Raw genomic sequence first — 14858 nt, 5'->3', positions numbered from 1 at the left:
CGTGAGGTGGCGGGTTGACCCGTTCGGAGTGGTCTATCCGACCATCACTTCTTCTTGTCCTTCTTCTTGTCCTTCTTCTTGTCCTTCTTCGGGCGCGTCGCCTCGAGTTGTCGTCCACGCCGCCGATATCGCCAGATGAACCAGCCGACGAGGATCGCGAGAAGGACACCGATGATCACGCCCCACGCGGTGGCGGCGCGGAAGCCCGGGGCTTCGACGTCGAAGATGCGTTCACCCGCGTGGGCACCGTTGCCGCCGCCGGCGACGACGGAGAGCGTCAACAGGTTGGGGATCGCCACGACGATGCCGGCGACGGCGAACGCGATCGCCGGGACGTTCCGCAACCGGCTGCGGCTCAGGAACGCCAGCGTGAACAACAGGAGCGGAACGAAGGTGCAGAGAACACCCAGGACGAGTCCGGTCCAGACACCGCTGGCCATCGATCCGTCGACCCGGCCGCCGATCTGGCCCGCCCACCAGCGCGGCAGGAATGCCTCGAGGATGAAGTAGGTGATCACCAGGAGGGCGGCGATGATCAGGCCGATGACGACCTTCCTGACGATCGTGTTCGCACGTTCGGCGGCTGTCGGCTTCAGTGATGCATCGGTCGTCGCGGGGGCGCCCGGGGGTGTCGATCCCGCCGGTGCCGACGCGGGCGGGACCGGCGCGGTGTTCGAACCGGGCGGCGGGTCCACCGGGTCTGTCGGATCGGCCGAGAACTGCTCGTTGCTCATGGGCCGAGTGTAAGCGCGGAAGATGACCTTTCAGGTGCGACGCCGCCGACGATCGGTGGCGGCCGGCGAACCCGCGTCGCGAATCCCGCCGTAGATCCCCCGGCGGACGATCCACGGTTGCAGCACCGTGTCGACCGACCAAGCGGGGAAACGGAACGCGCGACCGTTCGGCGCGAACACCTGCAGACCGTCGCGTTGCACACCGAGAACCGATCCCCACCGTCGGCGGGGCGGCACGTAGCGCCGCGCCCGGTCCGGTCGGCCCGCCAGATCGACGCGGATGTTGTGGGCGAGAAGCCGGTCGGCACGGTTACGGGCCGAACCACGGAGGGCGTCGGTGGCGGCGATGTCGCCGACGGCATAGACGAGTTCATGTCCCGGAACCCGGAGCTGCGGTGTCACGTAGACGAATCCGCCCGGATCGAGGATCTGCGGAGGCAACCACTCCGAATTCGGGGTCACCCGACCGATCGCCCACAGCACCGCGTCGGCGTGCACGGCGTCCTGCCCGGTGGTCCAGCGCACGGATCCGCTGGTGATCTCGTCGCAGCCGAAGCCGTCGGGCACCTGGGCGCGGTGTCCGCCGTGCACACCCACACCGAGTGTGCGCAGCCGCGCCGACACGTTCCGCCAGGTCCGCCGATGGTGGCGGGGCAGTGCGCGCTCACCGGGATGGTAGAGATCGATCCGTTTACCCGGCCAGGTCGCTGCCAGGTTCGCCGCCGCGCTCACCGCGGCGGCACCCCCGCCGATCACCGCGATCGAATCCGCGACCGCCAGACGGCGGTGTGCAGCGGCCAGGTCCCGGTCGACATCGGTCGGGGACTGGAGACCGGGACGTCGCCAGAAGCCGTTGCGGACACCGGTGGCGATGACCAGCGCGTCGAACGGTTCGATGACATCGGTTTCGTCGGCGGTGCGTACGGTGACGGTTCGTTCGACTAGGTCGGCTCCGGTCAGCGACCCGTGGACGGTGCGGACGCGGTCGAGCTTCCGGAATCGTTCGAACGGAATCCGGTAGTCGCGGGCCCAGGTGTCGGGCCGACTCACGCGAAGCCCGAGTTCCTGACCGCTGACCAGCCCGGGCTTCGACGAGATCCCGACGACGTCCGCGTGGCGGGACAGATGGATGGCGGTGAGGATGCCGGTGTCACCGAGCCCGGCGACCACGACGCGGCGAGTCATCCGGTGATGCGTTCGGCGGAATGCGGCGGACGGGTTCGGCGAGGTGGGCGGGGTACGAACCGGGACACCCGGTCGACGACCTCGGGATAGCCGGGACGTCGGGACAGGCTGCGCTGCTCCATCATCGGAATGCTGGCGCCGAGGAACATCGCCAGCATCACCACCACACCCACGAGCAGCCACCACCAGTCGGCGGGCGAGGCGGCGATCCCGAACAACGCCATCGCGACCCAGAAACCGAACTCGCCGAAGTAGTTCGGGTGCCGGGACCACGACCACACGCCGGAGTCCAGCACCGACCCAGGCGTGCGGTGTGCGGTGAAGCGACGCAGCTGGGCGTCGGCGACGTACTCGAGGGCGATGGCGGCCGATCCGACGACCGCGGCGAGTGCGGTGAGCCAGCCGATCGTCGAATCATGTCGGGTGACTGCGACATACACCGGGACCATGCCGAGGAACACCTGAATGGTGGGGATGACGTGGATGGCGACCAGGTCCACGACGAAGGCCGCACGGCCGGCACGCTGCTTGAGCAGTCGGTAGCGCCAGTCCTCGTGATCCAGACCCGGCCACCCGATGGCCCAGTTGGCGGTGAGCCGGACGGCCCACACTCCGAGGACGAGAGCGATGACCCAGCAGTGCACCGCTTCGATGCCGACATCACCGGCGGCCCACCAGTACACCAGGAGTGCGGGCGGTATGACGCTCCAGTAGGCGTCATACATGCTCGAGTTCGAGTACAGGCGGCTGGAACCGAAGATCACCAGCGTCGCCCAGAGGTCGGCGATGAGGGTGTCGAGCCACAGGTGGCCGGTGTCGGGACCCAGCCACAACCATGCGGCGGCGACACCGAACGCCACCAGGTAGGCGAGCACCACGCGCACGAACGACGCTGTCCGGCTCACGAGATCTCGTCCTATCGTCGGCGGGTCACAGCTGCTTCTCGATGGCCCCGACCAACTTCTCGGGTTTGGTGGCCGGTGCGAAGCGTTCGACGACGACTCCGTCGCGGTTCACCAGGAACTTGGTGAAGTTCCACTTGATCCGTCCGCCGAACACTCCCGACTTCTGGGTGCGTAACCACTCGAAGAGGGGATGGGCGTCGGGCCCGTTCACCTCGACCTTGGCGAACATCGGGAAGGTGACGTCGTAGGTGAGCGAACAGAAGTTCTTGATCTCTTCTTCGTCGCCGGGTTCCTGATGTGCGAACTGGTCGCACGGGAAACCCAGAACATGCAGTCCCTGCTCCTGGTAGTCGCGATGAAGCGTCTCGAGGCCTTGGTACTGGGGTGTGAAGCCGCACTTCGACGCGGTGTTCACGATCAGCAGCGGGTCGCCCCGGAACTGCGAGAGGTCGACCGGGTTTCCGTCGATCCCGGTCGCGGTGAAGTCGTACGCGGAAGTCATGCCGCCACGCTACTTCCGGTCCGCGCGCGACGAAACGCATTGGCCGGAACCCGCAGGTGCCGCGGATCAGTCGCCGAATCGTTCGGTGCGGATACGGCTCGGGTCGTGGCCGGCGTCGACCATCCACTTCGCACAGTCCTCGACGAACCGATTGGGCCCGCAGATGTACACGGTCGGTGATCGGGACGGATCCATGGTGAGTGCGGCCAGTTCCGCCGAGTCGAGGCGTCCGGCCGGTCGCGCCGATCCGGCTGGTGCGTCACGGGTGTGGACGAGATGGAGATCCAGGCGATGGTGCTCCATGAGTTGCCGGATCTCGTCGCGGTAGTAGACGCGTTCCGGACTGCGCACCGAGTACACCAGGGAGAAGGGCGTGAGCGGTGCGTCGACCTCGCGGCTCCGGACCATCGACATGAGCGGCGCGACCCCGGATCCACCGCCGATCAGTTGCACCGGTCGGTCGTCGCCGGAGGCCCAGGTGAAATACCAGCCATGCGGTCCGCTGATCTCCAGAGGATCACCGACCTCGACGACATCGACCAGGTAAGGGGACACCTCACCGTCCTCGAGGCGTTCGACGGTGACCTCGAGCGATCGGCTCTCCCGGGCGTCCGATACCGAGTAGGTGCGGGCGGTGGAGTAGCCGTCCTCGGCGGTGAGCCGGATGTCGACGTGCTGACCGGGCAGCACGTGGATCGGCTCGGGGAGCGCGAGACGCAGTGTGCGTGCGGTCGGGGTGATGTCGACGACGGACGTCACCGTCGTCAGCAGCCAGTCGGTCACGAGTACCGCTGCTCGCGCCAGGGGTCGCCGTACATGTGGTAACCGCGTTCCTCCCAGAATCCCGGCATGTCCTCGGGCATGAACCGAAGGCGCCGAATCCATTTCGCGCTCTTCCAGAAGTACAGGTGAGGGACGAGGAGCCGGGCGGGACCGCCGTGTTCGGGTGCCAGCGGTTCCCCGTCGAAGGTGTCGGCAATCCAGCCTCGTCCACCGGTCAGGTCGGCGAGCGGGACGTTGGTCGTGTACCCGCCGTAGCAGTGCGCCATGACGTACGGGGCGGGTTCGAAGGGCATCGCATCGATCAGCGTGTCGAAGGAGACACCACGCCAGCGCGTCGCGAACTTCGACCACCTTGTGACGCAGTGGATGTCGGTGGTGACCTCGTCGTGGCGCAGCGCCTGGAACCGCTCCCAGGTGAATGTCGTGACCCGGTGCTCAGCAGACTGGATGGCGAGGGACCATTTGTCCAGGGGGATCGACGGTGTCGGTTCGGCCGACAACACCGGGAAGTCAAGGGTCGTGTACTGCCCGGGCGGCAGCCGGCGAGCATCGCGGTCCCGACGGCCCACGAACCCTCGGTTGACAATCGCCATGGTCGCGGAGTCTACGCCCAGGCGGTCGGGTCGGCCGCGTGGCCGTAGACGGTAGTGTGACCTCTCGGCGCGTTGCACCGGCAGCGCTTCGGGCGTCATGGAACGATCGTGGCGACTCACCGAGCCGGAGGTACGCCATGCCCGTAGACACGTCCGATCTCGTCATCGACGCACGAGGACTACGCAAGTCGTTCGGCCGTTTCGAAGCACTGCGCGGTCTCGACCTGGGGGTCCGGCGGGGGGAGGTCCACGGATTCCTCGGTCCGAACGGAGCAGGCAAGTCGACGACGATCCGCGTGCTGCTGGGATTGTTGCGGGCCAACGCGGGTGAGGTTCGGATACTGGGTGGCGATCCGTGGCGCGACGTCGTGGAACTCCATCGACGGCTGGCCTATGTCCCCGGTGACGTCGCCCTGTGGCCGTCGATGACCGGCGGCGAGATGATTGATCTCCTCGGTTCGATGCGCGGTGGACTCGACGAGGATCGTCGTGCCGATCTGGTCCGGCGTTTCGAACTCGACACCACCAAGCGCGGACGCCAGTACTCGAAGGGCAACCGCCAGAAGGTGGCGATCGTCGCCGCGCTCGCATCGGAGGTGGAGCTGCTCATCCTGGACGAGCCGACGTCGGGTCTGGATCCGTTGATGGAGAACGTCTTCCAGGAGGTGGTCGGAGAGGCCAAGTCCCGGGGTACCACGGTGTTGTTGTCCAGCCACATCCTCGCCGAGGTCGAGACCCTCGCCGATCGTCTCAGCATCATTCGCGACGGCGTGATCGTCGCGGCGGGGACCCTGTCGGACCTACGTGGTCACACCCGCACATCGGTACGTGCCGAGCTCGAGACCATCCCGTCCGAGGATCGGCTCGGTGAACTGCACGAGGTCGACATAGACGGCCAATGGATCAGTGCCACAGTCGATTCCGACCGCATCGGTGCGGCGATGGAGGTGTTGACGTCGTGTGGACTGCGGTCGCTGACCGTCGAACCTCCGTCGCTGGAAAGCCTGTTCCTCCGGCTCTACGGGTCCGAGGATTCGACGTCGGGGAAGAAGTGACCATGGCCGTCGCCTCGATCGCCGGTACGCGACCGCTGTTGACCGCGACGCTGCACCACGAGGCGAGAGCGTTCGCTCCGTGGATCGTGCTGCCCACGGCGTTGTCGGTGTCGTCGGTCCTCGTGTACCCCTGGCTGTTTCCCGACCTCGTGGAAAGGCGGGCCTTCGCGGCCACGGTCGGGGCCAACCCGGCGCTGGGTTTGATCTTCGGCCCGGCCTACGACCTGTCGACTGTCGACGGCTTCAACGCCTGGCGCAGTCTCGCACTCGGTGGGTTCATCGCTGCGCTCGGCGCGATCCTCATCGTCGTCAAGGCCAGTCGCGGGCAGGAGGACTCCGGCCAGGCCGAATTGCTGGCTTCAGGTGTTCTCGGTCGGTCGGCACGCCTGCTGACGGCGCTGGTGATGGCCGTCCTGTGCTCGCTGGCGATCGGTGTCGTGGCCGCAGTGGCCACCGGACTGTGCGGCGGCGCCTGGGGGTCGTCGATGTTGCTCGGTGCCGGATTCGCCGTCACGGGTTGGATGTTCGCCGCCGTCGCGGTTGTCAGCGCCCAGGTGGGCGCCGACGCCCGTGCGGCGACGACGATCTCGGTGTCGCTGCTCGGCGTGCTGTTCGTCCTGAGAGGCTTTCTCTATTCGGTGAGCGCACCGACCTGGACGACGTGGGCCAACCCGCTCGGATGGGTCCAGGAGACGCGGCCGGCAACGGGAGATCACTGGTGGCCGCTGGCACTCGGAGTCGCACTCGCGGTTGTTCTCGCCGGAGTCGGCTTCGTACTTCAGGTCTCACGTGATTTCGGCCAGGGACTCGTCCCGTCCAGGCCCGGACCGCCGCGGGGGCGGAGCAGAACGCCGATGGACCTCGCGGTCCGCCTCAACCGAGCCCCGATCGCCTCGTGGTCGGTGGGGTTCATCGGTCTGGGCGTTGTCTTCGGTTACTTCACCAGGTCGGTGAAAGGCCTGCTGGAGGCGAATCCGGCGATGGCCGGGGTCTTCGCCTCCGGCGCCGCGTCCCCGGCCGATTTGATCTCCGCATTCGTCACGACGATCCTCAGTCTGGTCGGGATCATCGCATCGGTCGCGGGCGTGCAGATCGTCAACCGCGTGCGTACCGAGGAACTCGAGGACCGGGCCGAAGCGGTGCTCGCGACATCGGTTGCCCGAGTGCGCTACATCGCCACCAATGTCGCTGTCGCACTGCTGGCCACGGCGGCGTTCCTGCTGATCGCCGGGATGGTGGTCGGGATCTTCGCGTCCACCGCCGACATCGGGATCACCTTCGGCGACGCGCTGCTCCAAGCCCTTGCGACGATCCCCGCGACCTGGACGGTCATCGCCTTCGCAGTCGCCGTGATCGGCGCCCGACCGGTGGCCCGTCCGGCGATCTGGCTCGGTGTGCTGGTGTCCTTCGTGATGACCATTCTCGGCCCGAGCTTCAAATTGCCTGGGTGGGCACTCGGTTTCAGTCCGTTCCACCACGTACCCGACGTCGTTGCCGCCGGCGCGAACTGGTGGGGCCTTCTGTGGATCGGCATGGTGACCATCGGATTCCTGGCCATCGGTTTCGCCGGATTCCGACGGCGCGACATTCCGTGAGCTCAGCCGAATCCGTATGACATCGAGCCCGGTTTCCGGACTCGATGTCATACGGATCGCGGTTCGCGATCAGTTCTGTCGGAGAGCCGCCGCAAGCCGGCGCCACTGCTCGCGCGGGAAGCCGCGGTGGTCCTTCTGGAGCACCTGGACGCACACGTGATCGGCGCCGGCGGAGCGGTGTTCGTCGATGCGCGACAGGATCGCCGACTCGTCGCCCCAGACGATCAGTGCGTCGAACAACCGGTCGCTGACCGTGGTGAGGTCCTCGTCGGTGAAACCGAGGCGACGAAGGTTGTTGGCGTAGTTGGGCATCGCGAGATAACCCGTGAGCCACTTGGTGCCGACCGCACGCGCCTCGTCGCGGTCCGCGGCGAAGATCGCAGTCTGCTCGGGGGCGAGCAGCGGTCCGTCGCCGAGGGTCTCGCGAGCGGTGGCGGTGTGCTCGGGCGTGACCAGGTACGGGTGGGCCCCGAGTGTCCGGTCCGCCGCGAGACCGAGCATCTTCGGTCCGAGTGCCGCGAGGACCCGGCTGTCCGCTGGGACCGGCTGCGGCGCGGCGTCGAGCCCGTCGAGGAATGCGCGGGTGGTGGCGAGCGGCTTCTGGTAGCGGCCGGCCTCCTGCGCGTCGATGAGCGGAGCGTGGCTGATACCCAGGCCGAGCAGGAAGCGCGGACCGAACTCATCGGCAAAACTCGCGTGCGCGGCCGCGACATCCGCGGGTTCGTGCATCCACATGTTGAGGATTCCGGTGGCGACCACCGCCTTCTCGGTGGCACCGAGCAGGTTGCGCACCGAATCGAGAACCGGACCGCCGACGTCGGGAACCCAGAGGGCGGTGAAGCCCAACTCGTCGAGTTCGGCAGCGGCTTCCGCGGCCTCCCCGGCGTCTCCGTATCGTAGTGGCGAACTCCAGATTCCTACCCCGTCGAGATTCATGGTCACGACACTACCGACGGTCCTCGGCGGGGGGCGCGAGTACCGGGTTCATGGCCCTTCCGACGTTCCCGGCACCGTCCTGGCCAGGCGGGTGTCGAACGCAGCGGTCAGCTGACGGAAGACCTTGATTCCGACCGCCCCGACGACGATGACGCCGATCCCGACAGCTGTGCTCAGTTCTTCGGTCAGCAGACCGGCGATCCCGATCGCCAGGACATAGCCGGGCACCCACTCGAACAGGTGGAACATGCTCTGCGGTTCCTCGTCCGTCGGCCACCCCTCACGGACGGCGGCGTGATACGTGGCGTAATCGGGATAGAACTCGGTGAACGCGATGGCGAACACCGTGCCGCCGATCTGGATGATCCAGCCGGTCCAGAAGTTGTTCGGGTCGTCCAACACGATGTCCCCGACGGCGCCCGAGATCGCTGCGACGGCGAAACCGCCGACCCACGCCCAGGTGATGACGTAGTTGATCCGCAGGAACAGCGGACTGGTCCAGTATTCCGGCTCGGTGGTCTCGCGGGCGTACTGGAGGGTGAAGGGTTGCCGCACGAGGATCGAGCCCAGGGCGAAGGCCACCAACGCGACGTTGGTCATCTCGCCGCCCCATTTTTCCAGCCAGTCGATGACATCGTCCGAGGCGAACAGAGCCAGTGCGGCCATCGTCCCGAAGTAGGCCACATCGAACAATTCGAGCAGTTTGAAGCTGCTCCCGCGGCGATGGGTCCCCACGACCAGCAACAACGAAAGTGCGAAGGCCGACGCCGCTGCCTCCTCGAAGCGGCCCGGTCCCGTCACCAGTGCCATCAGGATCCACGGCGACATACCGGCGAAGGGGGAGTCCAACAGCGCGGTCAGAACTCCACGCGCACCCGACCTCGGTCCGTGCTCCGTGGTGGGTCGGTCGGTCGCCGAGTTCTCCGGCACGTTGGACATCTCTGAATTGTGAGTCTTCGCTGGGGTTTTCGCTTGGATCTCGCCGAATAGGTATGGAAAAGGGTCAATTCACGCCGCGTCGGCGTGATTCCGCTCAGCGCTGGGGCGCGATCACCAGCGCCGCGTTGTGGCCACCCATCCCCAGCGAGGTCTTGACGGTGGGTCCCGCATCGAGAGGGGACAGGCCGTCGAGCAGTTGCGGAATACCCTCGGACACCCTCGGCGTCGCCGGGATCTCGCCGCGCTCGTAGCCGAGCAACGACGCGGCGAGCTCTACCGCACCCGCTGCTCCCTGGCAATGCCCGGCAAGTGGTTTGACGGAGAAGACCTCGCTGTTGGGCAGCATCGTCTCCGCGATCGTCGCCTCGGCGCGATCACACTGCCTGGTACCCGGACCGTGCGCGTTGAGATATCGGATCTCCTCGCCCGCGACGCCGGCGGCCGAGAGCGCCTGTTCCACGCAGCCCACGACGTTGGTCAGTTCCGGATCGATCGAGGTGACGTGATAGGCGTCGTGGGACATGGCCCCGCCCAACACATCTGCATAACCGTCAATGGCGCGGTTGGTCATCGTGAAGGCGATGGCGGCCTCGCCGAAGGTGAAACCGCGGCTGCCGGTCTGGAACGGACGGCAGGCGTCGAGTGCGTCGGTGTCGGTGACGGCGACGCCCAGCTGCACGAACATGCCGACCACCTCGGGTTTCGCCGACAGGTCGGTCGCGACGACGAGCACGTCGTCGACGAGATCGGAGTCGAGCCACGACTTCGCGGTCACGATCGCCGCGGACCCCGAGGTGCACATGGCCGACACGTTCATGGCCGGACCGTGAAAGCCATACTCCTGCATGAGGAGCGAGACCGGCGTGGACGGTGTCACGGACAGGTACTGACGTCCCGTGTACTGCCCGACACCGGAGGTGACCATCGGGTACATGTCGAGATCGCCGAGCACACAGGCGTGTACCAACCCGACGCGACAGCCCGGACGCCAACCGCGTTCCGACGCATCCTCGATCGCCTCCCGCGCAGCACTTCGCATCGCGCGGGCGAACCGGGTGTTCCCGTCCGCCTGGTCGCCGCCCTCCGGTACTCGCACGATCCAGCCCGGACCCCCGTGGTCGTCGGAACCGAATCCGAAACCTTCGTGCAACGCGGCTGCGGACTTGCCCGAGACGAGGCCGTTCCACAGGGCCTCCCGACCCCATCCGTAGCCGGTCACAGCTCCCACACCGGAAATGGTCGATCTGTTGTTTGTCATTGGTGCACTCCCTTTTCGTGATTTGGAATTGACAGCGATTGTCGAGGTCATCGGACCGAACCCCACCCACAAGAATCCCCCAGAAAGCGGCATTCGACCCATCTCACGGCGCCGGTCGCGACGAGATTTCACGGTGCCGGTCGCGACGAATCTGACTTTGGCACGACTCTGCCGTCGTTTTCGCGCTCCATTTGTCCCCTGTGTGGGGGAATATGAACAGCGGGGGCTCGGAGCAGGGTGGGGGGAGGACTGACGCAGTGCCGGAATCGATGCCGACGGACGGTGGCCACGGTGATCTCGTCGCGCCGCACGCCGAGCCGATGACTCGATCCAGCGACGCGGCGGTGGCGGAACGCTACCGACTCCTCCTCGAACTCAGTCCGGACGCGATCGCCGTACACCAGGACGGTGTCATCGTCTATGTGAACTCCGCGGCGCTCGACTTCGCTCGTGTGACCGACCGGGGTCAGATGCTCGGCCGTCCGATCACCGACTTCGTCCATCCTGACGAACTCGCGCACATGATCGAACGAATCGTCAGCATGGGCGAGGAGGCCGGAGCGGCGACGTATCCGGAGGAAGTCGTGATGGTCGACGCCCACGGGGTGTCACGTCCGATGGAGGTCACCTCGGTACGCACGGTGTGGCACGACAAGCCCGCCTATCAGGTGATCTTGCGCGACATCACCGCCCAGAAGGCGATCGAGGTGGCTCTACGGCGGCAGGCGGCGTTGCTCGATCACGTCAGCAACGCCGTGATCGCCGTCGACCGGGACATGACCGTGCGGTCGTGGAATCCCGCCGCCGAGCAGATGTACGGAATCAGCGCCGACAAAGCCCTGGGTCGTGAACTGGGTTCGGTCATCGGCGGCACCCTCGACATCAAGGCGGCGATGGCACTGGGTGGCACGGTGGACCAACTCCACCGCCGTGCCGACAACGATCGGACCTTCCTGGCCCACATCTCGGTGACGTCGATGGACGATGGCTTCCTGATCGTCGCCGAAGCCACTCGCAGACCGCTGATCGAACGCCTGGGCACCATCCTGGCCGCCCTGCATCAGGCAGTGATCGTGGTGCGAGAGGACGGCAGAATCGAACTGGCGAATCCGGCCGCCGCGACCATGCTCGGTCCACAAAGCGTGCCCGGTTCGCTCGTCCACGATCTGCCGCTCGACTTCGTCGACGGTGAATCGCCGGTCGTCCGTTGTCTGAGGACCGGGGTCGCGATCACCGATGCGACCGCGACGATCAACACGCCGGGCGGCGAGCGATGGCTGTCGTGCAGCTGCCGGCCGATCGACGACGACACCTCCGACGCGGTCGCACTGGTGTCCTTCGCCGATATCACCGAGCGCTATCGCGAGCGGACCCGGCTGGCGTGGGACGCGGTCCACGATCCACTCACCCAGCTGTACAACCGGGCGGGGATCCTCAAGGAGCTCGAGGCGCATATGGATGCCCTGGCCGAACACGACTCCGGTTGCGTGGCGATCTATTACATCGACCTCGACAATTTCAAACTCGTCAACGATTCGCTCGGTCATGCCGTCGGCGACGAGGTGCTCCACGCCGTCGCCCAGCGGCTCGCGGCGGCGACGCCCCCGGCGGGTGCGGTCGGGCGGATCGGGGGCGACGAGTTCGTCCTGGTCACCACCCACACGAAAGAGAGCACGACCGCCGAGATCGATCGACAGATCGAGTCGGTGCGCGCCGCGATCAGACCTCCCGTGAGGGTGAGCATCCGCAGCGAACCGCTGACGGTGCGGGTGAGCATCGGCGTGGCCACCGTTGCGGCGGGCGAACGGTACACCCCCACGGATCTCCTTCGCGATGCCGATATCGCTCTTTACCAGGCACGCAAGGCATCTCGAGAACCGTACGTCCAGTTTCGGACGCAGCACCGGGAAGAACTCCAGCGCCGCCAGCGGATCGAAGAGGAACTGCGCCGCGCCCTGGACACCGACCGCTCGCAGTTGGAGATCCACTACCAGCCGATCGTCTCCACCGACACTGGAACGCTTGTCGCGCTCGAAGCACTCCTGCGGTGGAATCACCCCGACCTCGGTTCGATCCCGCCGGCCGAGTTCATCCCTCTCGCAGAGCAATCCACGCTCATCGACAAGGTCGGCGCGCACGTCTTGGCAACGGCCTGCGCCGAGGTGGCAGCGACGCCCGAGCTGGCGCAGATCATGTTGTGCGTCAACGCCTCCCGGCGTGAACTCACCAACGGCGAATTCCTCCACCGACTCACGGCGACCTGCGAGCAGACCGGCATGAACCCGCGATCACTCTGCCTGGAGATCACCGAGAGCGCGCTCGCACCGCTCGACGGCGGCCTGCTCAACCTGCTGCGTGAGATCCGGGCACTCGGCATCCACATCGCCCTCGACGACTTCGGCACGGGCGCTTCCTCACTGAGTGAGCTGTATCGACTGCCGGTCAGCATCCTCAAAACGGCCAAGGCGTTTGTCGACGCCCTCGAGGAACGCCCGAGCGCCCGCACGATCCTCGCGGGCATCGTCGACGTCGCGCACGCGATGGGCGTCCGGGTGATCGCCGAGGGCGTCGAGACCGCCGAGCAGGCCGCCACCATCGCCGCCGTCCGGTGCGACCTCGCACAGGGCTACCACTACGGACGGCCGAAACCGCTCGCCGAGATCGTGACCGAGGGCGCGGCGAGCTCGGCCCCCCAAGACGTACGGGACGACTTCTGACCCGCCGGTCCAGACCAGATCGAGACCGACGCGTGTTCGGATGTGCGCCGCGTGGTCTCGCTCCGCGAGTAGATTGGGCGCGAAACCGTCGAAAACGACGGCCATGCAACCGGACAGCGAGGTCACGGACATGTCCCAGGATTCGTGCTGCGACACACCCGCGAGCGGGGTCATGTGATGGCCGACGCGCAACAACGCGAGATCGCCGAACAACACACGGCGAAGGTCATCGGCGTCACCGTTGCCGCGGCCGTCGGCGGATTCCTCTTCGGCTTCGACAGTTCCGTGGTCAACGGCGCCGTCGACTCGATCGAATCGAATTTCGGTCTCGGCAAGCTCATGACGGGGTTCGCCGTCGCGATCGCACTGCTCGGTTGCGCCCTCGGCGCATGGTTCGCCGGGCGACTGGCCGACGTGTGGGGCCGCAAGCGGGTGATGCTGCTCGGTTCGGCATTGTTCACCATCTCGGCGATCGGCACCGCGTACACGCAGACGATTCCGGACCTGCTGCTCTGGCGCGTGCTCGGTGGCATCGGCATCGGTATCGCCTCGGTCATCGCCCCGGCCTACATCTCCGAGATCGCGCCCGCTCGTTATCGCGGCGCACTCGCATCGATGCAGCAACTGGCCATCACCATGGGTATCTTCGCCGCCCTGCTGTCGGATGCCGTTCTCGCCGACACTGCCGGCAGTGCGTCAAACGACCTCTGGTGGGGTCTGGAGGCCTGGCGATGGATGTTCCTCGTGGGTGTCGTACCCGCCGTCGTCTACGGCGTGCTCGCTCTGATGATCCCCGAGTCACCGCGATATCTGGTGGGCCGCAACCGCGATGAGGAAGCAGCCCGCATTCTCCAGGAGGTGACCGGAGAGAACAACCCGCTCGATCGGGTGAAGGAGATCAAGCTCACCGTCAAGCGTGAGTCCAAGTCGTCCATCAAGGACATCACCGGCCCGTCGGTCGGACTTCACCCGCTGGTGTGGGTCGGTATTTGGCTCGCGGTGTTCCAGCAGTTCGTCGGCATCAACGCGATCTTCTACTATTCGACGACGCTGTGGCAGTCGGTGGGATTCTCCGAGAGCGACTCGTTCAAGACATCGGTGATCACGGCGGTCATCAACGTGGCCATGACGTTCGTGGCGATCCTGTTCGTCGACCGCATCGGACGCCGGAAACTCCTCCTGGGCGGATCTGTGGGGATGTGCATCGGACTGCTCATGGCGTGTGTCGCGTTCACCCAGCAGATCGGTGAGGGCGAGAACGTCACGCTTCCCGACCCGTGGGGTGTGATCGCGCTGATCGGCGCGAACCTGTTCGTCGTCGCCTTCGCCGCCACCTGGGGACCGGTCATGTGGGTGATGCTGGGGGAGATGTTCCCCAATCGGATCCGAGGTGTCGCTCTCGGCGTGTGCACCGCGGTGAACTGGATCGCCAACTTCACGATTTCGATGCTGTTCCCGCCGATGACCGAGGCCGTGGGACTCGGAATCATCTACGGATTCTTCGCCTTCTGTGCCGCGGCATCGTTCGTCTACGTGTTCAAGAAGGTCGAGGAGACGAAGGGTCTGGAACTCGAGGACATGGACTCGGTCGCGGAATCCAGGCTGTCCCGGATCACCGCCGCCCGAGCCCCCGAACAGGCATGAGCGGAGGAGTAC

13 protein-coding genes are annotated in these 14858 nt (G+C 66.3%); 4 read left to right on the top strand and 9 right to left on the bottom strand.

Annotated elements, in window-relative coordinates; genetic code table 11:
* Nucleotides 1-44: 44 nt before the first annotated feature.
* From IHQ52_RS14750 to IHQ52_RS14725, 6 genes are all read right to left on the bottom strand, one after another.
* Nucleotides 45-734, bottom strand: coding sequence for a hypothetical protein (locus IHQ52_RS14750; RefSeq protein ID WP_024499233.1), 690 nt, complete (start codon nucleotides 732-734; stop codon nucleotides 45-47).
* Between the two features lie 30 nt (nucleotides 735-764).
* Nucleotides 765-1919, bottom strand: coding sequence for an FAD-dependent oxidoreductase (locus IHQ52_RS14745; RefSeq protein ID WP_024499234.1), 1155 nt, complete (start codon nucleotides 1917-1919; stop codon nucleotides 765-767).
* On the bottom strand, nucleotides 1916-2824 hold the full coding sequence (locus tag IHQ52_RS14740; RefSeq protein WP_024499235.1) for a DUF1295 domain-containing protein: 909 nt from the start codon (nucleotides 2822-2824) through the stop codon (nucleotides 1916-1918). The genes IHQ52_RS14745 and IHQ52_RS14740 overlap by 4 nt, the downstream gene beginning before the upstream one ends.
* A gap of 25 nt (nucleotides 2825-2849) precedes the next feature.
* Nucleotides 2850-3326, bottom strand: a complete 477-nt coding sequence (locus tag IHQ52_RS14735) for a glutathione peroxidase (RefSeq protein ID WP_024499236.1) — start codon at nucleotides 3324-3326, stop codon at nucleotides 2850-2852.
* A 66-nt stretch (nucleotides 3327-3392) separates the two neighbouring features.
* Entirely contained in the window at nucleotides 3393-4109 is a 717-nt protein-coding gene (locus IHQ52_RS14730; RefSeq protein WP_024499237.1) for a ferredoxin reductase, read from the bottom strand.
* Entirely contained in the window at nucleotides 4106-4702 is a 597-nt protein-coding gene (locus IHQ52_RS14725) for a sulfite oxidase-like oxidoreductase (protein WP_024499238.1), read from the bottom strand. The genes IHQ52_RS14730 and IHQ52_RS14725 overlap by 4 nt, the downstream gene beginning before the upstream one ends.
* Nucleotides 4703-4839: 137 nt before the next feature.
* Here IHQ52_RS14725 and IHQ52_RS14720 point away from each other — a divergent pair, with 137 nt between their 5' ends.
* On the top strand, nucleotides 4840-5757 hold the full coding sequence (locus IHQ52_RS14720; RefSeq protein WP_024499239.1) for an ABC transporter ATP-binding protein: 918 nt from the start codon (nucleotides 4840-4842) through the stop codon (nucleotides 5755-5757).
* A gap of 2 nt (nucleotides 5758-5759) precedes the next feature.
* Nucleotides 5760-7352: an ABC transporter permease gene (locus IHQ52_RS14715; RefSeq protein WP_024499240.1), complete on the top strand. Its 1593-nt coding sequence runs from the start codon at nucleotides 5760-5762 to the stop codon at nucleotides 7350-7352.
* 69 nt (nucleotides 7353-7421) lie between these two features.
* On the opposite strand, the gene IHQ52_RS14710 is transcribed toward IHQ52_RS14715, so the two are convergent.
* The 3 genes from IHQ52_RS14710 to IHQ52_RS14700 all read right to left on the bottom strand — a co-directional run bounded on the left by IHQ52_RS14710 (nucleotide 7422) and on the right by IHQ52_RS14700 (nucleotide 10485).
* Nucleotides 7422-8288: an LLM class F420-dependent oxidoreductase gene (locus IHQ52_RS14710; RefSeq protein ID WP_024499241.1), complete on the bottom strand. Its 867-nt coding sequence runs from the start codon at nucleotides 8286-8288 to the stop codon at nucleotides 7422-7424.
* A gap of 48 nt (nucleotides 8289-8336) precedes the next feature.
* Nucleotides 8337-9227, bottom strand: coding sequence for a hypothetical protein (locus tag IHQ52_RS14705; protein WP_024499242.1), 891 nt, complete (start codon nucleotides 9225-9227; stop codon nucleotides 8337-8339).
* A 94-nt stretch (nucleotides 9228-9321) separates the two neighbouring features.
* Nucleotides 9322-10485, bottom strand: coding sequence for a beta-ketoacyl synthase N-terminal-like domain-containing protein (locus IHQ52_RS14700; RefSeq protein ID WP_024499243.1), 1164 nt, complete (start codon nucleotides 10483-10485; stop codon nucleotides 9322-9324).
* Between the two features lie 320 nt (nucleotides 10486-10805).
* Between IHQ52_RS14700 and IHQ52_RS14695 the strand changes: the two genes are divergently transcribed.
* Both IHQ52_RS14695 and IHQ52_RS14690 read left to right on the top strand, forming a co-directional pair.
* Complete coding sequence (locus IHQ52_RS14695; RefSeq protein ID WP_394855162.1) at nucleotides 10806-13202, top strand: sensor domain-containing protein; 2397 nt, start codon at nucleotides 10806-10808, stop codon at nucleotides 13200-13202.
* Between the two features lie 177 nt (nucleotides 13203-13379).
* Nucleotides 13380-14846, top strand: a complete 1467-nt coding sequence (locus IHQ52_RS14690) for a sugar porter family MFS transporter (RefSeq protein WP_035760598.1) — start codon at nucleotides 13380-13382, stop codon at nucleotides 14844-14846.
* The last annotated feature ends 12 nt before the right edge of the window (nucleotides 14847-14858 follow it).

Origin of the sequence: Gordonia amicalis, from assembly GCF_022059885.1 — a bacterium.
GTDB lineage: Bacteria > Actinomycetota > Actinomycetes > Mycobacteriales > Mycobacteriaceae > Gordonia > Gordonia amicalis.
This window is presented reverse-complemented; position numbering and strand designations above follow the sequence as displayed.